The sequence below is a fragment of the Photorhabdus heterorhabditis genome, from assembly GCF_001280945.1.
Taxonomy (GTDB): Bacteria; Pseudomonadota; Gammaproteobacteria; order Enterobacterales; family Enterobacteriaceae; genus Photorhabdus; species Photorhabdus heterorhabditis.
This window is the reverse complement of the sequence record NZ_LJCS01000001.1, coordinates 201,633-226,455: the sequence shown is the minus strand read 5'-3', so window position 1 is coordinate 226,455 and position 24,823 is coordinate 201,633. Positions and strand designations below refer to the sequence as shown.

Sequence of the window (24,823 nt, the reverse complement as noted above, 5' to 3'; positions counted from 1 at the left end):
ACTTTGAATTAACCCGATGGTTTTTCTATAAAAATTTTCCTTTTATTAGGTGATTAGAATTTCTAATGATCGATTAGAAGCATTTATTTCCTCTAATGAGCTATTCTTCTTAATATTTAGAATATTGAAATAGCAAAGTGAATAATTATTGAGGAGTTTTTTTTATGTTAACAACGTTTGTGCAGGGGTTTTTTCTTAGCGCAGCAATGATTTTACCTCTCGGTCCACAGAACGCTTTTGTTATGCAGCAAGGCAGCAGGAGACAATTTCATTTGATGAGTGCAACTTTGTGCGCTATCAGCGATGGTTTCTTGATTGGTGTCGGTGTGTTTGGTGGTAGTGCGTTACTTGGACAATCAACGTTATTACTACAATGTGTCACTTGGGGGGGCGTCGTATTTTTATTGTGGTACGGTTGGGGAGCTTTTCGTGCGGTTCTACATGCGAATGTTGAATTGGAACAGGAACAATCTGACGATAGCAATGCCGCAAAAGATCGCTGGCGAGTCATTATGATCATCTTTGCTGTCACTTGGTTAAATCCGCATGTTTATCTGGATACTATTGTCATTCTGGGAAGTATTGGTAGCCAGCTATCCCCAGAACTTAGGCTTTGGTTTACTTTTGGCGCTGCAAGTGCTTCCATCAGTTGGTTTTTTGCTCTGGCATTTTTGGCTGCATCGTTTTCATCTGTACTGAGTAAACCACGTTCTCAACGGATTATTAATGGGTTTATCTGTATTGTGATGTGGTATATAGCCTGGCAACTTGCTAAACAGGGATTGATAATTTCTGGTTAACTTGGGTACTTCTTTGCTTACAGCGTGTGTGTTAGTGTTTTATTTATCCCGTATCTATTTCGGTCTTTCCGGGGGATAAATTTTTTGTAACAGATTTTCTACGGAGGTTGTGTGAAATTAAAATCATTGGGTTTAGCTGCAATGCTAAGTGCAGGAAGTTTGCCACTTGCTGCACAGGCGGTTGATTTACCCGCAGTTCCGCATATTGTTACTTCCGGTAATGCGATAGTTAAAGCAGAACCGAATATGGTAACTTTGATGATTAACGTCAATATTTCTGCTAAAGATGCTTCTGGTGCTAAAAAACAGGTTGATGAGCTTGTTGCTAAATATTTTGATTTTCTGAAAAAGAACGGTATTGAAAAGAAAGATATTAATGCAGCTAATCTGCGTACTCAGCCTGATTATGAGTATGATGGGGTGTCTGGCAAGTCTACGCTAAAAGGTTATCGTGCAATCCGTTCGGTGGAGGTGAAGGTTCATAAGTTGGATCAGCTTAATCCTCTGCTTGATGGTGCATTAAAAGCGGGTTTGAACGAAATCACGTCGATTGAGTTTGGTGTGGACAATCCACAAAAATATCGTGATGAAGCTCGTCAGAAAGCAATCAAGAATGCCATTGAGCAGGCTGGTGCACTGGCAACAGGCTTTAATAGCAGACTGGGTTCGATATATAGTATCAACTATCGAGCACCAGAAGCGGTTGGTCACATGAGATATCAAAATAGTGATGTGCTTATGGCGGGAGGTGCTGCTGGTGTGGGTGAAACTTACCAGCAGGAGAGCATCAACTTCAGCGATCAGGTTGATGTTGTGTTTGAACTAAAGCATTAATCAGTGTCATCTTGTCTTAACATCTGACGCCCAAGTTTCAGCAGGGCGTCAGTCACTTTTTTCATCGTCCTACTCTCCGGTGTGAAACGATGCCAATAGAGCATTCGGCGCTGACATAAACCGGGTGTCAGGTCGATCAATTCACCATTTTCTAACTCTTTATCAATCTGCAAATGAGGGATCATACAACAAGTAGAACCCTGTTTTGCTAATTGTACAAACGCTTCAGATGAGTTGACGATATGGCATGGAACACTACCCGGTGATAAATCGAAGTTCTGTTGTAGAAATGCCTGATGCATATCATCTAGGTGGTCGAATGCTACCGCTGGTGCTTTCAGTAAAGCAGAACGGGTAACTCCATTTGGAAAATAGCGGGTAGCAAATTCTGGTGAAGCAACGAATAGATAATCTAGCGCCCCTAGTGTATCGACCAGACAACTAGGTAATGGTTGAGGTTGAATACTGACCGCGCCAACAACTTCACCTCTTCTTAGTTGTTCCTGAGTACGGGTTTCATCTTCAACTTGAATATTCAGTCGGATAGGTAAATCAGCGAGTACTGGGTGTAATGCCGGTAGCAACCAGGTGGCAAGACTATCGGCGTTGACTGCCAGTGAAAGCAGTAGCGGAGTATCTGTACCATATTCATCACCCAGCCATTGTTCTTCCAGTAATTCTACCTGATGCCATAGCGCCAGCAGCTTTTGCCCCTGTTCGGTAGGACGCGGAGGAATGGTGCGTACCAGCAGAGGCTGACCGAATAGATTCTCCAACTGTTTGATACGTTGAGAGACCGCAGACTGAGTGATACAGAGTTTCTGTGCAGCGCGTTCGAAACCACGCTCACGGATAACAGCATCCAAGGCTTGCAGTGTTCGGTAATCAGGGCGTTTCATTACAGAAAGATTCTCCATTTATTTTTTTACATAGCACTATGCCATATTTTTTCAGTGGATGAGGCAAATTATTGTTTATACTAGCCGACAGGTTTTCCTTAATAATTGATATAGGCAATGAATTGATATGACTCAGGATGAACTGAAAAAAGCAGTAGGTTGGGCGGCGCTTGAATTTGTCACTCCAGGAACGATTGTCGGTGTGGGGACGGGTTCAACGGCTTCACATTTTATTGATGCTCTTGGTTCAATTAAAGACCAGATTGAAGGGGCAGTATCTAGTTCTGAGGCTTCTACTGAGAAGTTAAAAAGTTTGGGGATTCCTGTATTCGATTGTAATGAAGTGGATTCCCTTGATATCTATGTTGATGGTGCGGATGAAATCAATAGCAATATGCAAATGATTAAAGGCGGTGGTGCTGCACTGACCCGTGAAAAAATTATTGCTGCAATAGCGAAGAAATTCATTTGTATCGTTGATGTTTCTAAGCAAGTTGATGTGTTAGGTAAATTCCCTCTGCCTGTTGAAGTGATTCCAATGGCTCGTTCATATGTTGCCCGTGAATTAGTTAAATTGGGTGGTGTACCCGAATATCGCCAAAATGTTGTGACTGATAACGGTAACGTAATCCTTGACGTACATAATTTATCAATTCTCGATCCTATTGAGCTAGAGAATAAAATTAATAGTATTGCAGGTGTGGTGACTGTCGGTCTGTTTGCTAACCGTGGCGCGGATGTTGTATTGATGGGGGCATTAGATGGAGTGAAAACCATCATTTAATAATATTGTTTATGAGGGCGTAACATTTCGCCCTTAAAATTTTTTCACGCGGAATGATAAGTAAAAATTTAGTGATATATCTTATGTCTATAATGAATAGATAGTCTAAATTCTGACATTATTCTTTTCCGCATCATTTTATTCCGCATAATAACGCTTTTACTGAGATTGACTGGATAGGGGTAGCAATCGTTTATATTGCTGTGTCTGTTTTTTTTGTTATGTTGAGAGAATGAATCTTAAATGTAACGAAAATTGACGTCATAATAGGCAGGGTAAATGGTTAAGGTATCTCTGGAAAAAGATAAGATTAAATTTTTGCTATTAGAAGGTGTCCATCAAAGTACAGTGGAAAACCTGCGAGGAGCGGGCTATAGCAATATCGAATATCATAAAGGGGCGTTGGATTCCCAAGAGCTAAAAGAAGCGATTCGTGATGCTCATTTTGTTGGTATCCGTTCTCGCACACAACTAACAGAAGATATTTTTCAGGCAGCGGAAAAACTGGTTGCTGTGGGGTGTTTCTGTATCGGTACAAACCAGGTTGATCTGAAAGCCGCAGCCAAACGTGGTATTCCTGTCTTTAATGCACCGTTTTCTAATACCCGCTCTGTTGCTGAGATGGTGCTTGGTGAGTTGCTGTTGCTGCTGCGGCGTATTCCTTTAGCGAATGCAAAAGCCCATCGTGGCGTGTGGGATAAACAGGCTAAGGGCTGCTATGAAGTTCGCGGTAAAAAATTGGGTATTATCGGTTACGGTCATATTGGTACTCAGCTTGGTATTCTGGCTGAAAGTATCGGTATGGATGTCTACTTCTACGATATTGAAAATAAATTGCCATTAGGTAACGCTCATCAGGTACGTCATTTATCAGAATTACTGAATATGAGTGATGTGGTCAGTTTGCATGTACCAGAAACGCCATCAACTAAAAATATAATGGGGACAACGGAACTTGCATTGATGAAACCGGGTTCTATCCTGATCAATGCTTCACGTGGAACGGTAGTGGATATCCCGGCATTGTGTGATGCACTGGAAAGTGAACACCTGTCCGGTGCGGCGGTGGATGTATTCCCGGTTGAACCGGCGACTAATAATGATCCGTTTGAATCACCTTTGCTTAAATTTGATAACGTGTTGCTGACTCCACATATCGGTGGTTCTACTCAGGAAGCACAAGAGAACATTGGTTATGAAGTAGCAGGAAAGCTGGCGAAGTATTCTGATAATGGCTCTACCTTATCGGCAGTAAATTTCCCGGAAGTTTCTCTCCCAGCGCATGCTGATGATACTAACCGGTTTTTACATATTCACGAAAATCGTCCAGGTATACTGAATAGTATTAACCAGGTATTTGCTGAACAGGATATCAATATCGCAGCTCAGTACCTGCGTACCAGTGGGGATATGGGTTATGTGGTTATTGATATTGTGACTGAGACTCCCGCTCAGGCTGAAATGGTACTTCAAAAACTGAAAGCACTACCGGGTACTATCCGTTCTCGTCTGCTTTACTGATTATTTTGATATGGGGTAAATGGGCACATTGCGTGATGTGCCCATTTTTTTACTGCCAATGCCAGATTTTTTCAGGAGTGATGATTTCAGGTAGTGGGATATCCCAATCAGCTGATGGTAGTGAATCGACTAATTGGCAGTTATGAGCCAGCCCAATTGGGTAGAAGTTTTTTTGTTGCCATTGGCTTAGTGTACGATCGTAAAAGCCGCCTCCCATGCCAAGCCGTTGCCCTGTTCGGTCAAAAGCAACCAGCGGAACCATCATGATATCCAGTTCAGATAAGGGTAAAACCTGCTGAACATTCAGTGGTGGCTCTTCTATATTGAAACGATTTCTGACAAGTTTAGTATTCGGTTGATAGTGTAAAAATAACAGATGGTGACGGCTGAAAGGGTGCAATACTGGCAGATAGATCTGCTTATTTTGTTGCCAGATTAGGTTAATTAGTGGACGCGTATTGATTTCACCGTCGAATGAAAGAAACAACGCGATTTTATTAGCCTGGCGAATTTTTGGATGATTAATAGCGTGCTCAGCTGCTTGTTTTGCAAAAAGGGATTGCTGTTCAGGGGACAGCTCTCGGCGCTTTTGGCGTATTGCCTTTCTGAGGTTCTGTCTCAGTGATAACAGGGGATCTGATTGCATGGAACCTATCTGTTAATAGCAGAAACGATAAAAGATGAGGTTCTCCAAGATGCCGTTACAGGTAGTAACCCTTGAACCCTTGGTTCAAGGTGAACGTAGCGTCGTATCCTTAAGGCTTCTCGGACGGACCGAGCATGCACACCGGCTACGGAGCACTACATTCTATAATGTATGAAATATCGGCTCAGGGGACTTTCCCCGTTCACGAACATCTCAGAGAAATTTATTCAGTACTTACTAAGCAACTTTTGTAGGACCTATTGTATGAAACTAAACACAGAAATCAACTTAATTATGGAACGATTCATTCACTAATGTATGATTTATCAATAAAATTCATTCATTTGATGCAATAGTACGCTCAGTGGTGCGACCTTGTTCCACTAATGCCTGTTCTATAGTCTGTTGAAGCATCTTTATTTTTTGTTCCATATTGTAGGCATAGTCACGAGTTTTCACTTTTTCTTGTGCCAGCTCATGACAGATATTCAGTGCTACAATGAAAACCAGTTGTTCAGTATTGGTTACTCTGGTGCGTTCTTTTAAATTTTCTAAACGTTGCTCAAGTTCCACAGCGGCAGCTAGCAGTGCTTCTTTCTGTTCTAATGGACAATTGACACGTAATGATCGCCCAAAAATCTGGATATCTACTGGTTGTGCAGACATGACCCCTTCCTGACTTATTACTGCGTCTTGGCTTTACTTCCTGATGAATAGGATAAAGCAGACGCCAATCATTACAACGCGATACCGACAGATAACTAACGATTAGCTACGGCTGTTGTCTAGTATAGCGACTCCCCTTGGTGGTAGCATAGCATGAACTTCCACCGTCAACGATGACCAATACACATGTCTATACATAATTCATTACCAGATTATCAATCTTTTGACGAAATATTGCATCAGCAGTCAGTAGCACTGACAGCTGCAGAGATGCATGGATTGATTAGTGGCCTGCTGTGCGGTGGTAATCGCGATAGTAGTAGCTGGCAGGCTTTAGTTCATGATTTAGCCAATGATGGTTTGGCTTTTCCCCATCCGTTGGCTCAGCAATTGCGTGAATTACGTGAAATCACATTTGAATCATTAGATGACAGTAATTTTACATTCCATTTATTGTTGCCTGATGAAGAAGGTAATGTGTTTGAACGAGCTGATGCATTGGCTGGTTGGGTGAATCATTTTTTGCTGGGGCTTGGCGTCACTCAACCAAAGCTGACAGATAAGAAAGAAGTTAGTGAGATTGTTGGTGACCTGCGCAATATCGGCCTGCTTGGTTATGAAGAAAGTGATGATCAGGAAGAATTAGCTCAGGCACTGGAAGAGGTCCTTGAATATGTGCGGGTTGCCGCCCAGCTTTGTTATATCGCGTTTACTGAGGCTAAGACCGTATCAATCCTAAAGAATGATAAGCCAACATTGCATTAATTAGTGTTTATACCCAATAGATTTCAAGATGCATCGCGACGGCCAGGGAGCGAATCCCCGGGAGCATAGCTAACTCTGTGACTGGGGTGAGTGAGTGCAGCCAACAAAGAGGCAACTTGAAAGATAACAGGTATATTGAACTCAAAATAATTAACTACGTCGCAGGAGAGGATATGACCAAACAAGAATATTTATCCCGCCGTCAGGCTTTACTGGCAAAAATGGCTCCGGCCAGCGCAGCGATTATTTTTTCTGTTCCGCCTGCGCCACGAAATTCCGATAATGAATATCCCTATCGTCAGCATAGTGATTTCCTTTATTTGACTGGGTTTAATGAACCGGAAGCTGTGCTGATATTAATTAAGAGTGATGATACGCATAATCATAGTGTTCTTTTTAATCGAGCGCGTGATTTGACGGCGGAAATTTGGTTTGGCCGTCGTCTTGGACAAGAAGCCGCCCCTAAAAAATTGGGTGTTGACCGGGCGTTGCCTTTTGATGATATCAATGAACAGCTTTATCAATTATTGAATGGGTTGGATGTGGTTTACCACGCACAAGGCGAATTTGCCTATGCAGACGAAATTGTTTTTCATGCGCTGGACACATTAAGAAAGGGTGGTCGTCGCAACCTTTCCGCCCCTTTAACCATGACTGACTGGCGTCCGTGGTTACATGAAATGCGATTGTTAAAATCTAAGGCCGAGATTGAAATTATGCGTCGGGCTGGTGAAATCAGCGCACAGGCACATACGCGCGCGATGAGAGTTTGTCTCCCGGGAATGTTTGAATATCAACTAGAAGCCGAAATTCATCATGAATTCACCTATCAAGGTGCTCGTTATCCTGCTTATAACACGATTGTAGGAAGTGGTGAAAATAGCTGCATTTTGCACTATACCGAGAATGAAAGCAGGATGAAAGAGGGTGATTTGGTGCTGATTGACGCAGGTTGTGAATATCTGGGTTATGCCGGAGATATCACCCGTACTTTCCCTATAAATGGCAAATTTACCCGTGCGCAGCGTGAAATTTACGATATCGTATTGAAAACACTGAATGTTTCACTTGAGCTGTACAAGCCCGGTACCAGTATCAGCAAAGTAACAGAACATGTTGTGCGGATTATGGTAGAAGAGTTGGTGAAATTGGGCATTATGCACGGTGAAGTTGAACATTTGATCGAAACCAAAGCATATCGTCAGTTCTTTATGCATGGTCTTAGCCATTGGTTAGGATTGGATGTGCATGATGTCGGGCACTATGGCGTAGAGCGCGATCGTATTCTGGAGCCGGGAATGGTGTTGACGGTTGAACCGGGGCTTTATATTGCACCGGATGCAGATGTGCCACTGGAATATCGTGGTATTGGTATTCGTATTGAAGATGACATTGTGATTACTGAAACAGGCAACGAAAACCTGACGGCCTGTGTTGTTAAAGGCGCTGATGAGATTGAAGCTCTGATGGCGAAAGCAAAACAGGGTTAAGTTAAAGTATGAACGTGATTATAGTTGGTGGTGGCATGACCGGCGCGACGCTGGCGTTGGCGATATCTTCCCTGAGTAAGGGGCAGATTCATGTTTCCCTGATTGAAGCAGCAGAGCCGGAGCAGAAACACCCCGGCTTTGATGCCAGAGCGATAGCGTTGGCTTACGGTACTTGTCAGCGTTTACAACAGATCGGGGTTTGGTCTGCTTTGGAAGATTATGTGATACCAATAACTCACGTTCATGTTAGTGACCGTGGTCATGCGGGGTTTGTCAACCTTAGCGCTAAAGACTATAACATTCCAGCTCTGGGAAATGTTATCGAATTGTATGATGCTGGGCTGTGTTTGTTCGGATTACTGAAAAATGCGCCTGGTGTTACGCTGTATTGTCCATCCAAGGTTCTGGCTGTTGAGAGAACGACATCATCGGTGGTAGTGACACTGGATAATGGTGAACAACTCCAGGGTGAATTGTTAGTGGCAGCGGATGGTAGCCATTCTGCTATTGGTCACGCTTGTCACATTCAACGGCAACAGCACTGTTATGAACAGGTTGCAGTGATTACGAATGTATTAACTTCAGAGCATCCGCAAGGTAGAGCATTTGAACGTTTCACAGAATATGGCCCGCTTGCGCTGTTGCCGATGTCTGGAGGTCGAAGCTCACTGGTATGGTGTCATCGATTGGAGCAACAAAAGGAGATCGTTGGCTGGAATAATGAACAATTTCTGAGGCAGTTACAGTGTGCATTTGGTTGGAGATTGGGCAAAATATTGGAAGCCGGTCAGCGTCATAGTTATCCACTAACACTATCCATTTCAAATCAACAAGTTAGCCACCGATTGGCGCTGGTGGGAAATGCCGCACAAACATTACATCCGATTGCTGGTCAGGGTTTTAATCTTGGTATGAGAGATGTGATGACACTGGCTCAGATTGTTTCTCAAGCTTTTGCAGCGGGTCAGGATATTGGTACTTATTCGGTTCTGGTCAACTATCAGCAGCAACGGGTTTCAGATCGGGAAAATACCATTGGTATGACTGATGGATTGATACGGATATTTGCTAATCATTATTTTCCATTGATAGTTGGGCGTAATCTTGGCCTGATGGCAATGGAAAAATTCTCTCCTGTGCGGGATATGCTGGCCCGTCAGACTTTGGGCTTGGTTACCCGGGGATAACCGCAAAATAAGAGGACGTTATATTATGCAATCATTTGATGTGGTTATCGTTGGTGGCGGTATGGTTGGTTTGGCGCTTGCCTGTGGCTTACAAGGCAGTGGCTTGCGAGTGGCCGTGGTAGAAAATTATCCGCCCTCACAGCCTGTTACAGCGGGAAAAGAGTATGCTTTGCGGGTTTCTGCGATTAATGCTGCCAGTGAGTGCCTGTTACGGCACCTTGGTGTGTGGCAACCGATTCTGGCTATGCGCACCAGCCCTTATCAGGGAATGGAGGTTTGGGAGCGAGATAGCTTTGGCCGTATTCGTTTCAGTGCGGCTGACTATGGTGTGGAATACCTTGGTCATATCATTGAAAACTGGGTCATCCGTGAAACATTATGGAAAAAAACAGAAAGCCTGTCTGATGTGACTATCTTATCTCCTGCGGCTTTGAAGCAGGTTGCCTGGGGTGAGAATGAAGCTTTTATGACTTTATCCGATGGGCGCATGTTAACTGCCCGTTTAGTTGTTGGTGCTGATGGCGCTCATTCATGGTTGCGGCAGCACGCTGATATCCCCCTGACGTTCTGGGATTATGAGCATCATGCGCTGGTGGCGACTATCCGTACTGAAGAACCTCATGGCCGTGTTGCCCGTCAGATTTTTTATGGTGATGGTATTCTGGCGTTCTTGCCTCTTGCTGATCCGCATTTGTGTTCTATTGTTTGGTCACTGCCGGGTGAATCAGCAGATCAGTTCAAACAGCTTGATAATACGCTTTTTAATCAACAATTGGCGGTGGATTTTGATATGCGCCTTGGTCAGTGTGAGCTGATCAGTGAACGCCAGACAATTCCATTGACTGGTCGTTATGCTCGTAACTTTGCCGCTCACCGTTTGGTTTTAGTGGGTGATGCCGCTCATACCATTCATCCACTGGCAGGTCAGGGGGTGAATTTAGGCTTTATGGACGTCGCGGAACTGATAGGTGAATTGCGTCGCCTGCATTGCCAGGGAAAAGATATTGGTCAGCATTTCTATTTACGTCGATATGAACGCCGTCGTAAACATAGTGCGGCTGTGATGCTAGCCGGAATGCAGGGTTTTCGTCAGTTATTCGACGGCAATAATCCAGTGAAAAAACTTTTGCGGGATATCGGGTTATCTTTGGCAGATAATTTACCCGGAATTAAACCTCAATTGCTTCGTCAAGCAATGGGATTGAATGACTTACCAGATTGGCTCTCTTCTCAGTCCTCTTCGGCTGAAAAAATCTAATTTAGCCTCTGCATACCGATTAGTTTTTCTCATGTCTTGCTGGAATATGGATAAGTGGTTTTATTCATATTTCAGTGAGCTATTAATGAAATATGAGTGTTTTCTAAATTTAATTGTTAATTTTGAGTATTATGGCTCATTTTAATAGTTAAAAATTCTGCATACTCACCGCGTGTTTTTTGGTTGTTGCTGAGTTGGACCCTATTTTTACTTATGGTTCATTTTGGTTTTCAGTGATAACTTTCATTTTAAGATATCGTTTGCGTCGTGTTTTTTAGCCGCTTTTTGTTCATGATTTACAGTATCTGTCGGTTAATACGCGGCATGTTTTCATGTAGGAAATGAAAAGAGGGAAATAATGGCAAAACAAACTCCATTGTATGACCAGCATCTGGCCTGTGGTGCGCGCATAGTCGATTTTCATGGCTGGATGATGCCTTTGCACTATGGTTCACAAGTGGATGAACATCATACTGTCCGCACTGATGCGGGTATGTTTGATGTTTCCCATATGACGATTGTGGATTTGCATGGTACTGGCTGCCGTGATTTCCTGCGTTATTTACTGGCAAATGACATTGCTAAACTTACAGAAAAGGGTAAAGCCTTATACACCGGGATGCTTAATGCTTCCGGTGGTGTTATTGATGACTTGATTGTTTATTATTTTAGCCATGATTTTTATCGGATGGTGGTTAATTCTGCAACTCGTGAGAAAGATTTGGCCTGGATTAGTGAACATGCAGCTCATTACCCTGTCGATATTCAAGTTCGAGATGATCTGGCATTGATCGCTATTCAGGGGCCTGAAGCTCCGGCAAAAGTACAATCTCTGCTGAATGATGAACAAAAACAGGCTATTGCTGGTATGAAGCCATTCTTTGGTGTTCAGGCTGATAATCTGTTTATTGCAACGACGGGTTATACCGGTGAAGCGGGTTATGAAGTCGCAATGCCGAAAGAGCAAGCAACAGATTTCTGGCAAAAATTACTTAATGCTGGCGTTAAACCCGCAGGATTAGGGGCCCGTGATACTTTGCGGCTTGAAGCAGGTATGAATCTCTATGGTCAGGATATGGATGAAACTATTTCTCCATTAGCAGCCAATATGGGCTGGACAATCGCTTGGAAGCCAGAAGATCGCCAGTTTATAGGCCGTGAAGCGTTAGAAAAACAGCGTGAAGATGGCACTGAACAGTTGGTTGGTTTAGTAATGAGAGAAAAAGGTGTGTTGCGTGGTGGTTTAACCCTTAGCTTCACTGATGAGGCGGGCGCCTTACATTCTGGTGTTATTACCAGTGGTACGTTCTCCCCAACATTAGGATTCAGTATTGCCTTTGCTCGCGTGCCGCAAGGGATTGGTGAACAGGCGATTGTACAAATCCGTAATCGTGAAATGCCGGTTCAGGTAGTCAAACCTATTTTTGTACGGGCGGGTAAGCCCCTCGTATATACCCAATAGATTTCAAGATGCTTCGTGACGGCAAGGGAGCGAATCCCCGGGAGCATAGCTAACTCTGTGACCGGGGTGAGTGAAGCCAACAAAGAGGCAACTTGAAAGATAACAGGTATAGTCATTTTTATCTAATAACGTGATGAGTAAATAGCAACCTATCTCAGTAAGCATGATTGGTGCAAGAAACCAAAATGACTAAATGAGCGAGGTTCTAAGATTGAAGGAGACGATGGTAATGAGTAATGTACCCGCAGAATTAAAATATGCTAAATCACATGAGTGGATTCGCGCAGAAGGCAATGGTGAATATACTGTAGGTATTACCGAGCATGCGCAGGAGCTGTTAGGCGACATGGTTTTTGTTGATTTGCCAGAGGTTGGTGATGAAATCAACTTTGGTGATGAGTGTGCTGTTGTTGAATCGGTAAAAGCGGCTTCTGATATTTATGCGCCACTGAGTGGTGAAGTTATTGCTGTTAATGAAACGCTGAGTGATGCACCTGAATTAGTTAACAGCGGGCCTTATGATGAAGGCTGGTTGTTCCGTATTAAAGCTTCTGATGAGAGTGAACTTTCGAATTTGCTGGATGCCGAAAAATATCAGGCACTTCTGGCCGAAGAAGAATAAGATGCCCACTGTCGCCCCGTTTCACATCGTGATCGGGGCGTTTTTATTTGTATGCCATTTCTGGCCAGTTTCAGGAATTAGTACCAAATGACTCAGACATTAAGCCAACTTGAAAACCGGGGCGAGTTTATCCGCCGTCATATTGGCTCTTCTGCCGAACAGCAAAAAGAAATGCTGGCGATAGTAGGGGCAAATTCTCTTAGTGAGTTAACCCAGAAAATTGTTCCCCGTGATATTGCGTTACCAGCGCCACCTGATGTAGGCGGTGGTGCAACTGAACAACAAGCATTGGCTGAACTGAAAGCCATTGCCAGCCAAAATAAGCGTTACCAATCCTATATTGGTATGGGATATGTGCCTTCTGTGCTCCCTCCGGTTATTTTACGCAATTTATTAGAAAATCCTGGCTGGTATACCGCTTATACACCTTATCAACCGGAAGTTTCTCAAGGACGCCTTGAATCATTGCTGAACTTCCAGCAAGTGACTATCGACCTGACGGGGTTAGATCTTGCTTCTGCTTCTCTGTTGGATGAAGCAACCGCTGCGGCTGAAGCGATGGCAATGGCAAAACGTGCTAGCAAACTGAAAAATGCTGATCGTTTCTTTGTTGCTGATGATGTACATCCTCAAACGTTGGATGTTGTCCGTACCCGAGCTGAAACGTTTGGTTTTGATGTGGTTGTAGATAAAGCAGAAAAAGTTCTGGAGTTGGATGGCATATTTGGTGTGTTGCTGCAACAGGTTGGTACCAAAGGTGAAATCCATGATTACACTGACCTGATCGCACAATTGAAACAACGCAAAATCATTATTAGCGTTGCCGCTGATTTAATGGCGTTGGTGCTTCTGACTGCTCCGGGCAAACAGGGGGCAGATGTGGTGTTTGGTTCTGCTCAGCGCTTTGGTGTACCTATGGGTTATGGCGGCCCCCATGCGGCATTTTTTGCTTGTCGTGATGAGTTCAAGCGTTCTATGCCGGGACGTATTATTGGCGTTTCCCGTGATGCGGCAGGTAATACCGCTCTGCGCATGGCAATGCAGACCCGTGAGCAGCATATCCGTCGTGAGAAAGCGAATTCCAATATCTGTACTTCTCAAGTTCTACTGGCAAATATTGCGGGTATGTATGCGGTATATCATGGTTCAAAAGGACTGAAACGCATTGCAGGCCGCATTCATCGTCTGACTGACATTCTAGCCTCTGGGTTACAGAAAGCGGGATTGACTCTGCGTTACAAAACTTGGTTTGATACGCTGACCGTTGAGGTTGCCGATAAAGCCGCAGTGCTGGCACGAGCAGACAAGGCAGAAATCAACTTGCGTACCGATATTCACGGTGCAGTGGGTGTTACATTGAATGAAACTACCAACCGTGATGACTTGGTTAAATTATTCTCTGTGCTGACGGGTACAGAGGAGCGGCTGGATGTTGAGGCATTGGATGAGAATGTAATAGCGGAAAGCCACTCTATCCCTGCATCTATGCTGCGCAACGATGAAATTCTCCAGCATCCGAATTTCAACCGCTATCACAGCGAAACGGATATGATGCGTTATATGCACCGCCTTGAGCGCAGAGATCTGGCACTGAACCAGGCAATGATTCCGTTGGGTTCTTGTACCATGAAACTCAATGCTGCGGCAGAAATGTTACCTATCTCCTGGCCTGAATTTAATGAACTGCATCCATTCTGTCCGCCAGAACAGGCGCAGGGTTATCAGCAGATGATAAGCCAGTTATCTCACTGGTTGGTGCAACTAACAGGTTATGATGCTGTTTGTATGCAGCCCAATTCCGGTGCGCAAGGTGAATATGCCGGTCTGCTTGCTATTCGCCGTTACCACGAAAGCCGTGGAGAAGGACATCGTCATATCTGTTTGATTCCTAGTTCTGCTCATGGTACCAATCCAGCTTCTGCCCATATGGCAGGCATGACAGTTATTGTGGTTGGTTGTGATAAAGAGGGCAACATTGATCTGACAGACCTGCGTGAAAAAGCGGAGAAATCAGGTGATGAACTTTCTTGTATCATGGTGACTTATCCATCAACCCATGGCGTATATGAAGAAACTATCCGTCAGGTATGTGAAATCATCCATCAGTATGGTGGTCAGGTTTACCTTGATGGTGCGAATATGAACGCACAGGTAGGTATCACCGCTCCAGGCTTTATTGGCGCTGATGTTTCGCACCTTAACCTTCATAAAACATTCTGTATTCCACATGGTGGTGGTGGTCCAGGCATGGGGCCGATTGGCGTAAAAGCCCATTTAGCACCGTTTTTACCAGGGCACTCTGTAGTTCAAATGGATGGCATCACTGAACAACGCGCCGTCTCGGCGGCGCCATTTGGTAGTGCTTCCATTCTGCCTATTAGCTGGATGTATATTCGTATGATGGGTTCACAAGGGCTGAAACAGGCAAGTCAGACGGCGATTTTGAATGCTAACTATATTGCTGCTCGCCTGAAGAATGATTATGACGTGCTGTATACGGGCCATAACGGTTATGTGGCGCATGAATGTATTCTGGACATTCGGCCACTGAAAGAGAAGTTTGGTATCAGCGAGATGGATATTGCCAAGCGTTTGATTGATTATGGTTTCCATGCACCAACCATGTCATTCCCAGTTGCTGGCACGTTAATGGTGGAACCCACGGAATCAGAAAGCAAAGTAGAAATTGATCGCTTTGTGGATGCTATGCTGGCAATCCGTGCTGAAATTAGCAAAGTAGCGAAAGGTGAATGGTCATTGGAAGATAACCCGTTGGTCAATGCGCCCCACGTACAAACTGAGCTGGCTTCTGACTGGAACCATAGTTACAGCCGTGAAATAGCAGTATTCCCGACCGCAGAAACCAAAGCCAATAAATATTGGCCTGCCGTTAAACGCCTTGATGATGTTTACGGTGACCGTAATCTGCACTGCTCCTGTGCACCTGTCAGCGATTATCAATAACCGCAGTATAATAATCAACACCGGTATAATTACCGGTGTTGTTATTTTTGTCATATTTAGGCTTTTGGTGCTATTTAATGGCGTGCTCTACCGCTTCCCGCCTGAATGTCGGAGAAAAATGGCACCGTGTTATTTGATGTGGTTGTACCTTCTTTGACTGCTGTTAGATTAACGGGCTTTTGAGATGTCTGGGATTCTTATACCACTACACTCATCGCCAAAATACGTAGTCACATAGTATGATGGACTGATAGGGAAAATTTGTACAAAGGTTATTAAAGATTTTATAAAAATGTTTTTTGATTGTTGACACAAAACAGTTTTAAACCCACAAATTCATCTATGAGTTTAAAACTAATATATCATAATTAACTCATTTCTTTCTCATTATAATAATGAATATTCAACATAATCCTTAGAGTCTAATTATTATTAAAAAGATTATGTTTATAAACGAGGGATTCTAATTTAGTTCTCTCAATTAATTCAACATTAGTCAATCTAGCCTCATCATATCCATCAGGTGTATAATCAGTCGTTGTAATACAAATCATTTTTGATGCGCCTCTAGTAACCCCAAAACTATGAAGACGTTGTATAGGTGTCGAACCAATTTTACTTTTCGTATATCTTTTGCACTGGACTATGACCAAATTACCTTCTTCATCATGACAACGAATGTCAACACCACGATCTCCTGATCGTCCGGATACTGCAACATTTTTATAACCTTCTAACTCAAGCAGTTTTGCAACAAGATTTTCAAACTCAATTGGATTGAGTTCAAGTAAATTAGCAATATTCTCTGGGATTTTAGGTACAGGGCGTTTTGTAAAATACTTGCCACCATCTATTGGCTCTGCATAAAGTTCCAATAGGCTTGCAATGTTATCCTCTCCATCACCTAAAATATCTTCAATGATTGCACGAGTACCATTTTCAACAAACTCAGCAATCTTCAATAAGAATTGATCAAAAGTAAACTTATCACTTTTATTTAATAATTCCTCAATAACATATGGGACATACAATGAAACACGTTCAATATATGGCACATTAAATATTTCGTCAGAATATGGTGTAGTTGCTTTTGGTAAATATGTGCCATCATTCCTCTTTTCACAGACTCTAGAGAAAATGCGCTCAATAACATAGCGGTTTTTTGGTAAATGTAACTCTACCAACCCTTCTTTTCTTAAAGACTCAAATATTTCATTCCACCATTCATGTTTAGTAAATGAACGAACTAAACGATCCTGCAATATAACTGCTGCTCTAAATCCTAACTCATCTAAATCTAGATCATTAACATAATATCGCTTTTCATCGGGAGATAGCCGTAAAAAAGTCAAAATTAAGTCGCTACTGAAAGCATAATGTGCACTTTGTTGTATTCTCATTGATGGGTCATTATTTGACAAATCAATTGTCAATAAAGGCTCAAAACCGTTTTTCCTAGCTAACAATTTCAATCTATTGAAATTGCTAATCCATTTAGTTGCAGGAACAGGTCGAAAATAGAGCACCAAAAAGGATTCCGCTTTTAAGATACGATAGCTTTGTCTGAATAAATCGTCTATATCATTCCACCATCTATCATAATTCTTTTTATCTGGGCGTTCAGGAGAATCACTAACTATAACTTCATTTGCTAATCTCTCTTCATCATTCTTTAGATTAAAACCAATCCAAGGATGGTATAATTGTGCTCTTTCAAAATAAGCACTTCCATCATGCCAAGGAGGATCTGTAATAACAATATTAACGGATTCTTCTGCTTGCTCTTTCATAAATACTCTAAAATCTTTACAACTTAGATTAATAGTTCCAGAGAAAGATTCATTATATTTATAAAGTGTATCCCTTCTTTTTTTATACTGTTTTACAAAAAGATTAAAAGGATTATTTTCCCTTAACATAATTTTTGGACAATGCAAATCTTGACTTTTACTACGATAATCCTTGTATTTTAAAGATGGGATTATCGATAAAAACACATTTTCCAAGAATACTTTACTTTTCATTGGAATATTACTTGAAACAAGAGCATTCCACATTTTAAAGGAAACAATCCTGCTACGTTTAGGGAATAATGATCCATATAAAACAAATTCTTTACTTAAATTAATCCTTGAGTTTTCAATGAGTTTAATATTAAAAAAATCATTATTCTCCTCCTCTAACTTATCCAATACTAATTTATCAAAATCGTTAAAAAATTTAGTTTCGTTCCCACAATTCTTACAACGATAAGCTCCTCTAAATGTTACATTCTGGCCATTAGGGCCAAGACGTTCATGATGTGTAATATTTAAATATCTTTTTGGTTCACGATCATAGAAATAAGAGTCAGAAACTATTGAATGTCCACAAGTACAAATAGTTCGATAATAGTAATCAGTAATAGACTGGAGCAATGGAATGACTTGTTTAAACGCTACTTCAAGTTCGTAACGTTCGGGTAAATCATATGGTGCAGACATCATTCTATATGTATAAGGCTCATACTCGTTCACAAGTGTATGACGACCTAATAGAACAGATGCATACCCAAAACTTCCAGATCCAACAAAGGGGTCACATACAACAGCATCAACATCTGTGAGTATATTGATAACAGTTTTTGCATGATTAATTGCTTTACGTCCCTGAAATGGAAATATTTGATCTGTATGAGGCGGCTTATGAGGTATATCAGAAAGAGCTAACACGACTTGATCAACTAATTCCCTAACTTTTTTTTGTTTTTCTTCGCTTAATAGCCAATACATATTAGATAATCCTTGAAATGTCTTTAATATTCCAACAGTCAAGATCCACAATATTGCTTTGTAGATACATTTTCATGAAATTTGAAAATTTATTAAAATAAGAAACATCCTTCGGTAAGGTGTCCAATATATCTTGCATCGTTAATAATGGCAATTCTATACCATCATTCAGCTTCTTTTTACATACAATAATAAGATCGCCATCAAGTGTTCTACCTGGACTCGTAACGGTTTTCATCGAGCGTCTTTGTTTGCAAATTGGAACAACTTCCTCAACTACACATGATGCTGCTTTTATTGCTGACTTAATTGTATTCCAATGATTAAGATTCTTATCAACATAAAAGAAAATAAAGTAACCACCATTCTTCAAGCTCTCTAATGTAGATATCAATGTTTCTCTCATTCTGTCTTCATATTGCTCAGAATCAGAGCCTCTTCCAACAGCATTAGTTTTTACAATTTCATGCTTCCACAATGAGCGTGTTGTCTTACCAGATACAATACTCCAAAAAAGTTCAGAATACTCCAAATATGGCGCATGATCTGCATAAGGTGGATCTGTAAGAATGAGATCTACAGGCTGCGTAATCATTGAATTAACAACACTTGCTGGCAACTGAAAAATAGATGCATCCTCGGGTTTATGTATTTCTTGACTAACCCATTCAAACATATCTAAGAATGCACGTTTTCTTCTATGTAAAGCAACAATAGGATTACGAGAAGTCAATGTTTGTTTTGGCCGCCAATAAGGCCACTGAGAACTAGCCTTTTTATCACTTAAGCGCAACATTGGTAGCAATGAAGATAAAAAAATCGTTAATAATTCTTTAGTGTCTGATGAAATAGAAGGTTGTTGAATATATCTCAAAGCATAATTGATAAAATCAATATTGCGGCGAGTAAAAAAATGCGATGCATTAACACCAGAATGAACGGCAATTCTTGTATTTTCAGTAAATTCTATATTTGAGAAATCTAATGGTTCTGATACTGAAGATGCAGAGGGGGAATAATAATAATGTGCACTACGACACTCTCTAGACTTACCTTTCAGGGACCTATTATTTATAGGCTTAATCTTATGAGAGAACAATTTTAGCTCAAACTCACCATTCGAGTACTGCCCTTTGACTTCATAAGTTTCACGTTCAACACATTCATTGTTCCCGATATTATAAAGTGCTATTGCATACTCCGCTAACACATTATACGCAGATAGAAATTCTTCTTTGCGTTCCGTTATATTCTTTGCAGAACCTAGAATAGCGTTAACAAGTAAACAAGCCAATGGGTTAAGATCAGAACCTATTATACGACGTCTTCGTTTTAATGCTCCAAATACAGAAGTACCAGAGCCCATGAAAGGATCAAGAATTAAATCCCCCTCATTGCTGAACTGTTCAATAAGTAGCTCAATAACATTTATTGGCTTCCGAGCCCAATATGGATGTATTAGTCCTGCCGGATAGTCATGTTGAGGTTGAATATCCTCTAAAATATCTGCGAGTTTCATTTGATATCAAACTTCAATAAATATTCAGTTACAGATTTATGCCTAGATTGCCCTTGCCCTGTATGTACAAGATTAAATTCATCAATAATTAATGGTATTTTGTATGTTTCAGATAATTCTTTAAAAAAGGATAAATCGACTATAGAAGAACAGGCATAGCTAATCACCAATTTTGCTCGTTTAGATATTGATTGCTTCAAAAGAACCTCAAATGCACTTTTTGCGGTTGAACGCTTTCCAAATGGAGAAACCAAGCGCCCCTCACGATATCGTCCAACAGTTGTTTTTCCTAAAACTTTATTAAAAGTTAATTCCGGATAATCATAAATAATATACGTATCAAGAACATGATAATAACGAGAATAATGCTCTTTAAAATATGGGGGATCTGCATATATAATCATATCTTTATATTGAGGTAATATTTTAAGAGCTTGCCTAAAATCCAAATTATATACATCAGCATCTTGAATGAAAGGCTTAGAAGAAATTGAATTTAAGCGCTTTATTGTTTCATTAATTAAACTTTTTTTTCTCTTTTTTAATAAATTATATGCTGATTTTTCTGATGATGGTTTTAAATATTGAGCTAAGTGAGTTGTGCTTGATACACAATCTGTCATCACTGAAATAATACAAGCATCAAGTTGATCTCTAATATTTTCGGATAACTCAAAACTTAATTCTTTTAAAAAATCCAGTTCAGCACACTGCCTAACACCAAAATAAGTATTGCGGTAATATGCTAGAAATAATGTCCATGGTTTTTCTTTGCTCAAACGATCAGCTTCAGCTCTAGTACCATCGATAAGTACCGTATTATTGCAAAAATACTCATACTCTTTCCAGTTAAGATTTTCTTCAAACGCCTTGTTAAAAAAATCATCTTCAACTAGGAAATCTTGTAAATATTCCTCTCTATTCTTAGAAAATAATTCACTATTAGTAATTTCTTCTAAACGAAAAATTAAAGGCTGCATATTATCTGATGTTTTTTTTAGAATAGAACGTAGAATGCAAGCTGAATATGGTTGAATGTCATTCGCAATTACTCGATAACCAAGATGAGAAGCTTGATAAGCAACAACCCCTGAACCCGAAAATAGGTCAACAAATGTATTGACTTCAGGGAAACTTTGTTTAATAGAATCAAAGATATTATCAACTATTCTCGATTTTCCACCAAGATATTGCATAGTTAACGGCATGTTAGCCTTACTAAAAACTGGTTTATATTGGTTACTATTATCTTGTTGTGTCATCTAATTGCCATATTGTACTTATATGATGATGAATCTGAGTGTTAGACGATATGCAACGTCACTTTAAAGCTGTTGGATTAAGGAGCATCATCTATAGATAAAAATTAAAAAAAATAATACATAAAAAAGATCCATATTATACACTTTTCATTGATATGCTACATCAAAAATTAAGAAAAACTAGCATAAAACTCTCAGCAATGAACATAGCTATAAGTAAGATCAGATTTCCATCAGCTATATCTTTAGCAATATTGGTTTTTCAGGTCGTGTCGTAGTCCGATGCTTTACTTAACCAAAATCTAAAGTTTGAACCAACGGTTGCATCTAGGGCATTATTATCGACAACAGTTCTTGTATGAAATCTACTGGCAGCTAAACCAGTGGTTATTAGTTATTTGAGAAATCTATAGCGCCGTTTTTCTAAAACCCATGTACCGGTTCCACATATAGGCCCAGCAAGTACTCAGAGCGAGATTCCATTTTGCTCATAATTCAACCAAAAATAAGTTCACTGCGAAATTCTCCTGACCACTCTGCTCTCTGGCGTTTTGATGCCTAATTGCTTTTGCTGCTGCTTCAGTATCCAACGGTAATGGATTCACATACTCGCGTGAATCACAATAGGTTTCTCCTTTTACTCTTCTTTCGAAGGCCATTTCTATCAAACTGTGTATCGATGGCCAGCGGCATTGAAATGTCTCAGGGAGCTCGGAGCTGATTTGCATCACAGTGCGTTGTTCTATACGACTGTATCCCTGATCTTTTTCGGTAATCCAATGAGTTCATCATTATCAATGGCCTTGATAATATTCGTAATACAGTGTCGGCGGGGAATGCCGTGAGTAAAAGCGGCATGCTGTTTAAGCCATTTTAATTGTCACTCACCAAATTTCTGAATGGATTTTCAGCCGAAGCACCACTCAGAACAGCTGCAAAGACCAGAAAAATCGCATCCATTAATTCATGTTTTTTATTGATGTCATCGCACGGGTCAGGGATATCATTGATATAATTAAAAATGGTCATCGTCAAAATCACTTTTTATGAAATAGGATGATTAGAGCATTTTAATGATGCAGAGGTTCATAAAAAGTAAGATTCCACACTGGTCAGTAAATAACCCAGGGCGGGATCTCACATTTTCTATATGGTTATTGTGGATAAAAACAACCCTCTACTAGCTCAATAAATGTTCATGCCAGATATCAAAACCTATCAATAAAATCGTATTGAATGTGAGAAATTATCAATATCTGCGAAATGTATAATTTTTACGCAAAGTAGAATCCCGCCCTGGTAAATAACCTGATAATGTAAAGATATCCTTTTATGTTTTTTCAGATAATCAACCTTTTCTCAGGATTTAAGTTTTGCTTAATTAACCCGTTTTACTAATTTTTTTATTGCATTATTTTGATGATTTATTTTGTAAAATGATGGCGAAAAAGTAAATAAGGTTTCATCATTCCGCTATACGTCGTTTTCTTTAACCAATTGTTATAAATAGAGTTATATGTTATGTAAGATGCTGTACTTATTATGTGAATCTACCCATCATTTAAATAGACATGGGTGAATGGGATTAAGTGAAAATCTAAAATCACATAACGAGCTTATTTTAATAAATAAACGTTTTTCAAAATGAAATTGATTAAGAACCTACCCCATTAGGGCTATTTTATTTGCCGTTTTTTGTAATAGAGACTGAACCCGTTGGTTTGTCTATATTGCTGTCCGTAAAATCTGAAATCTTCGATCCTGTTCATAGATCGGCATATTTTTCTAAGCAGGAGTGCCGAAAGTTACATTTATGTATCTGATTGTCTTTTGTTTTTACTTTTTTGTTACAAATTTGACAGTGATGCAACCGTTTAATATATTAAATTATAGGTTATATTTTATGTTATCCAATCCATCAGGAGGTAACCATGGCGGTGCCAATGCTCAGGCATTTCATTAATGGTCAGTATGTTGAATCTAAAAGTTCCGAATATTTTGATCTGGTAAGCCCGGTCACTGGTGAAGCTTATGCGCGTTCCCCTAACGCGACTGCGGAGGATGTTGATGAAGCGTATGCATCAGCTAAAAAGGCGTTCAAGATCTGGGGGGGCAGCACCCCGTCAGCCCGTCAGCAGGCATTGCTGGCATTAGCCGATGCAGTGGAAAAAAGCGCTGAACGTCTGATCGAAGTGCAAAGCCGCAATACGGGGCAGCTCAAGCATATGATTGCCTCTGAGGAAGTTGCGACGTCAGTGGATCATATCCGTTTCTTCGCTGGCGCCGCCCGTTTTCTGGAAGGCAAAGCTACTGCTGAATATCTTCCTAATATGACGACCAGCATCCGGCGCGAACCACTAGGCGTGGTGGGTCAAGTTACGCCGTGGAATTACCCACTGATGATGGCCGTATGGAAGATAGCGCCTGCGCTGGCTGCGGGCAATACTGTGGTACTCAAACCGAGCGATACCACGCCGGAAAGTACTTTGTTGCTGGCTGAACTGGCCAATCCGTTCTTTCCTACCGGTGCATTCAACGTGGTGTTGGGTAATGCCAAAGCAGGTGCCTTGGTCGTTTCACACAAAACGCCAGCTATGGTTTCCATCACGGGTTCTGTGCGTGCAGGCGTGCAGGTTGCCTCTTCGGCGGCGACTAATCTCACCAGAACACATTTGGAGCTAGGGGGCAAAGCGCCAGTGGTTGTTTTCGCCGATGCAGATATGGATAAAGCAGTGGAGACCATTGTTACTGCGGGGTACTTTAACGCTGGTCAGGATTGTACAGCAGCCTCGCGTGTGCTGGTGCATGAATCTGTTTACGATACCTTCGTCGCCAAACTGGTGGCGGCAGCTAAAGTCACCCGCTTTGGTGATCCGGAAGATGAAGAGGCGCTGTATGGACCGCTCAATAATATTCGTCAGCTGGAGCAGGTCAAAAGGTTCATTGCATGTCTGCCCTCTTATGCCCGTATCGAAACAGGAGGCCGTCAGGCCGAACGTTTAGGTTATTACTTTGAACCTACGGTAATTACCGGCTTGGAACAGCACGACGAAGCAATCCAGACCGAGATTTTCGGCCCGGTTATCACGGTGCAGAAGTTCCGCGATGAACAGGATGCCATAGAGAAAGCTAACGATGTGAAATACGGATTGGCCGCCAGTGTCTGGACCCGTGACCATGGCCGCGCGTTGCGCTTGTCACGTGAACTCGATTTCGGGACTGTCTGGATTAACACCCATATTCCTCTTACGGCAGAGGCGCCGCACGGTGGTTTTAAGAGCTCTGGATATGGTAAAGATCTGTCGGTTTATGGCTTCGATGAATATACGCGTATCAAACATGTGATGAGTTCCAACGACTGACATAGGACATC

The 24,823-nt window shown here is 41.3% G+C and carries 19 protein-coding genes, 1 other RNA gene and 1 pseudogene; 12 read left to right on the top strand and 9 right to left on the bottom strand.

The genetic code is table 11. The annotated features are described in order from the left end of the window. The first annotated feature begins 164 nt into the window (after positions 1-164). Together argO and AM629_RS00915 are read left to right on the top strand one after the other, a co-directional pair. Positions 165-800, top strand: coding sequence for an arginine exporter ArgO (gene argO / locus AM629_RS00920; protein ID WP_054475276.1), 636 nt, complete (start codon positions 165-167; stop codon positions 798-800). A gap of 111 nt (positions 801-911) precedes the next feature. Next, a complete protein-coding gene (locus AM629_RS00915; protein ID WP_054475275.1) occupies positions 912-1,634 on the top strand; it encodes an oxidative stress defense protein in 723 nt (240 codons plus the stop codon). On the opposite strand, the gene AM629_RS00910 is transcribed toward AM629_RS00915, so the two are convergent. Further along, positions 1,631-2,533 carry a LysR family transcriptional regulator ArgP gene (locus tag AM629_RS00910; protein WP_054475274.1) on the bottom strand — a complete coding sequence of 301 codons (903 nt, stop codon included), beginning with the start codon at positions 2,531-2,533 and terminating at the stop codon, positions 1,631-1,633. The genes AM629_RS00915 and AM629_RS00910 overlap by 4 nt on opposite strands. Positions 2,534-2,660: 127 nt before the next feature. Here AM629_RS00910 and rpiA point away from each other — a divergent pair, with 127 nt between their 5' ends. Both rpiA and serA read left to right on the top strand, forming a co-directional pair. Then, the gene (gene rpiA / locus AM629_RS00905; RefSeq protein WP_054475272.1) at positions 2,661-3,317 is read left to right on the top strand and encodes a ribose-5-phosphate isomerase RpiA; all 657 of its coding nucleotides are present in this window, start codon (positions 2,661-2,663) and stop codon (positions 3,315-3,317) included. 279 nt (positions 3,318-3,596) lie between these two features. Next, positions 3,597-4,838, top strand: coding sequence for a phosphoglycerate dehydrogenase (serA, locus tag AM629_RS00900; protein WP_054475271.1), 1,242 nt, complete (start codon positions 3,597-3,599; stop codon positions 4,836-4,838). Between the two features lie 49 nt (positions 4,839-4,887). Here the strand turns inward: serA and AM629_RS00895 are convergent, their stop codons facing one another. The 3 genes from AM629_RS00895 to zapA all read right to left on the bottom strand — a co-directional run bounded on the left by AM629_RS00895 (position 4,888) and on the right by zapA (position 6,150). Then, positions 4,888-5,484, bottom strand: coding sequence for a 5-formyltetrahydrofolate cyclo-ligase (locus tag AM629_RS00895; protein WP_054475270.1), 597 nt, complete (start codon positions 5,482-5,484; stop codon positions 4,888-4,890). Between the two features lie 37 nt (positions 5,485-5,521). Then, positions 5,522-5,707, bottom strand: a non-coding RNA gene (ssrS, locus tag AM629_RS21665) — 6S RNA. A gap of 113 nt (positions 5,708-5,820) precedes the next feature. After that, positions 5,821-6,150, bottom strand: a complete 330-nt coding sequence (gene zapA / locus AM629_RS00890; protein WP_054475269.1) for a cell division protein ZapA — start codon at positions 6,148-6,150, stop codon at positions 5,821-5,823. A 186-nt stretch (positions 6,151-6,336) separates the two neighbouring features. Here zapA and AM629_RS00885 point away from each other — a divergent pair, with 186 nt between their 5' ends. The 7 genes from AM629_RS00885 (at position 6,337) to gcvP (ending at position 15,898) form a co-directional block, all read left to right on the top strand. Then, positions 6,337-6,915, top strand: a complete 579-nt coding sequence (locus AM629_RS00885; RefSeq protein ID WP_054475267.1) for a YecA/YgfB family protein — start codon at positions 6,337-6,339, stop codon at positions 6,913-6,915. Positions 6,916-7,088: 173 nt separating this feature from the next. Further along, a complete protein-coding gene (gene pepP, locus AM629_RS00880; protein ID WP_054475266.1) occupies positions 7,089-8,405 on the top strand; it encodes a Xaa-Pro aminopeptidase in 1,317 nt (438 codons plus the stop codon). An 8-nt stretch (positions 8,406-8,413) separates the two neighbouring features. Beyond that, entirely contained in the window at positions 8,414-9,592 is a 1,179-nt protein-coding gene (ubiH, locus tag AM629_RS00875) for a 2-octaprenyl-6-methoxyphenyl hydroxylase (protein WP_054475264.1), read from the top strand. A 25-nt stretch (positions 9,593-9,617) separates the two neighbouring features. Continuing rightward, on the top strand, positions 9,618-10,850 hold the full coding sequence (gene ubiI / locus AM629_RS00870) for an FAD-dependent 2-octaprenylphenol hydroxylase (protein WP_054475262.1): 1,233 nt from the start codon (positions 9,618-9,620) through the stop codon (positions 10,848-10,850). Between the two features lie 358 nt (positions 10,851-11,208). Continuing rightward, complete coding sequence (gcvT, locus tag AM629_RS00865; RefSeq protein ID WP_054475260.1) at positions 11,209-12,312, top strand: glycine cleavage system aminomethyltransferase GcvT; 1,104 nt, start codon at positions 11,209-11,211, stop codon at positions 12,310-12,312. Positions 12,313-12,541: 229 nt separating this feature from the next. Continuing rightward, a complete protein-coding gene (gene gcvH / locus AM629_RS00860; RefSeq protein ID WP_054475259.1) occupies positions 12,542-12,934 on the top strand; it encodes a glycine cleavage system protein GcvH in 393 nt (130 codons plus the stop codon). 87 nt (positions 12,935-13,021) lie between these two features. After that, complete coding sequence (gene gcvP / locus AM629_RS00855; RefSeq protein ID WP_054475258.1) at positions 13,022-15,898, top strand: aminomethyl-transferring glycine dehydrogenase; 2,877 nt, start codon at positions 13,022-13,024, stop codon at positions 15,896-15,898. A gap of 422 nt (positions 15,899-16,320) precedes the next feature. Here gcvP and AM629_RS00850 read toward each other — a convergent pair whose 3' ends face one another. The 5 genes and pseudogenes from AM629_RS00850 to AM629_RS25375 form a co-directional block, all read right to left on the bottom strand. Then, positions 16,321-18,669, bottom strand: coding sequence for a restriction endonuclease (locus AM629_RS00850; protein WP_054475256.1), 2,349 nt, complete (start codon positions 18,667-18,669; stop codon positions 16,321-16,323). Position 18,670: 1 nt separating this feature from the next. After that, positions 18,671-20,188: a DNA methyltransferase gene (locus tag AM629_RS00845; RefSeq protein WP_054475251.1), complete on the bottom strand. Its 1,518-nt coding sequence runs from the start codon at positions 20,186-20,188 to the stop codon at positions 18,671-18,673. Further along, positions 20,185-21,450: a DNA adenine methylase gene (locus AM629_RS00840; protein WP_054475250.1), complete on the bottom strand. Its 1,266-nt coding sequence runs from the start codon at positions 21,448-21,450 to the stop codon at positions 20,185-20,187. Before AM629_RS00840 ends, AM629_RS00845 begins: the two co-directional genes overlap by 4 nt. A gap of 488 nt (positions 21,451-21,938) precedes the next feature. Further along, a complete protein-coding gene (locus AM629_RS25380) occupies positions 21,939-22,109 on the bottom strand; it encodes a hypothetical protein (protein ID WP_476704000.1) in 171 nt (56 codons plus the stop codon). A gap of 119 nt (positions 22,110-22,228) precedes the next feature. Then, positions 22,229-22,479 (bottom strand): annotated as a pseudogene (locus AM629_RS25375) (transposase family protein); the annotation flags it as partial. 902 nt (positions 22,480-23,381) lie between these two features. Between AM629_RS25375 and AM629_RS00830 the strand changes: the two are divergent. Continuing rightward, positions 23,382-24,812 carry a gamma-aminobutyraldehyde dehydrogenase gene (locus tag AM629_RS00830; protein ID WP_054475245.1) on the top strand — a complete coding sequence of 477 codons (1,431 nt, stop codon included), beginning with the start codon at positions 23,382-23,384 and terminating at the stop codon, positions 24,810-24,812. Positions 24,813-24,823 lie beyond the last annotated feature (11 nt).

Bases quoted from the DNA above. Each gene is read 5' to 3' on its own strand.
- argO (WP_054475276.1), top strand. From the start codon at position 165: ATGTTAACAACGTTTGTGCAGGGGTTTTTTCTTAGCGCAGCAATGATT.
- AM629_RS00910 (WP_054475274.1), bottom strand. From the start codon at position 2,533: ATGAAACGCCCTGATTACCGAACACTGCAAGCCTTGGATGCTGTTATC.
- rpiA (WP_054475272.1), top strand. From the start codon at position 2,661: ATGACTCAGGATGAACTGAAAAAAGCAGTAGGTTGGGCGGCGCTTGAA.
- serA (WP_054475271.1), top strand. From the start codon at position 3,597: ATGGTTAAGGTATCTCTGGAAAAAGATAAGATTAAATTTTTGCTATTA.
- AM629_RS00895 (WP_054475270.1), bottom strand. From the start codon at position 5,484: ATGCAATCAGATCCCCTGTTATCACTGAGACAGAACCTCAGAAAGGCA.
- zapA (WP_054475269.1), bottom strand. From the start codon at position 6,150: ATGTCTGCACAACCAGTAGATATCCAGATTTTTGGGCGATCATTACGT.
- AM629_RS00885 (WP_054475267.1), top strand. From the start codon at position 6,337: ATGTCTATACATAATTCATTACCAGATTATCAATCTTTTGACGAAATA.
- pepP (WP_054475266.1), top strand. From the start codon at position 7,089: ATGACCAAACAAGAATATTTATCCCGCCGTCAGGCTTTACTGGCAAAA.
- ubiH (WP_054475264.1), top strand. From the start codon at position 8,414: ATGAACGTGATTATAGTTGGTGGTGGCATGACCGGCGCGACGCTGGCG.
- ubiI (WP_054475262.1), top strand. From the start codon at position 9,618: ATGCAATCATTTGATGTGGTTATCGTTGGTGGCGGTATGGTTGGTTTG.
- gcvT (WP_054475260.1), top strand. From the start codon at position 11,209: ATGGCAAAACAAACTCCATTGTATGACCAGCATCTGGCCTGTGGTGCG.
- gcvH (WP_054475259.1), top strand. From the start codon at position 12,542: ATGAGTAATGTACCCGCAGAATTAAAATATGCTAAATCACATGAGTGG.
- gcvP (WP_054475258.1), top strand. From the start codon at position 13,022: ATGACTCAGACATTAAGCCAACTTGAAAACCGGGGCGAGTTTATCCGC.
- AM629_RS00850 (WP_054475256.1), bottom strand. From the start codon at position 18,669: ATGTATTGGCTATTAAGCGAAGAAAAACAAAAAAAAGTTAGGGAATTA.
- AM629_RS00845 (WP_054475251.1), bottom strand. From the start codon at position 20,188: ATGAAACTCGCAGATATTTTAGAGGATATTCAACCTCAACATGACTAT.
- AM629_RS00840 (WP_054475250.1), bottom strand. From the start codon at position 21,450: ATGACACAACAAGATAATAGTAACCAATATAAACCAGTTTTTAGTAAG.
- AM629_RS25380 (WP_476704000.1), bottom strand. From the start codon at position 22,109: ATGGCCTTCGAAAGAAGAGTAAAAGGAGAAACCTATTGTGATTCACGC.
- AM629_RS00830 (WP_054475245.1), top strand. From the start codon at position 23,382: ATGGCGGTGCCAATGCTCAGGCATTTCATTAATGGTCAGTATGTTGAA.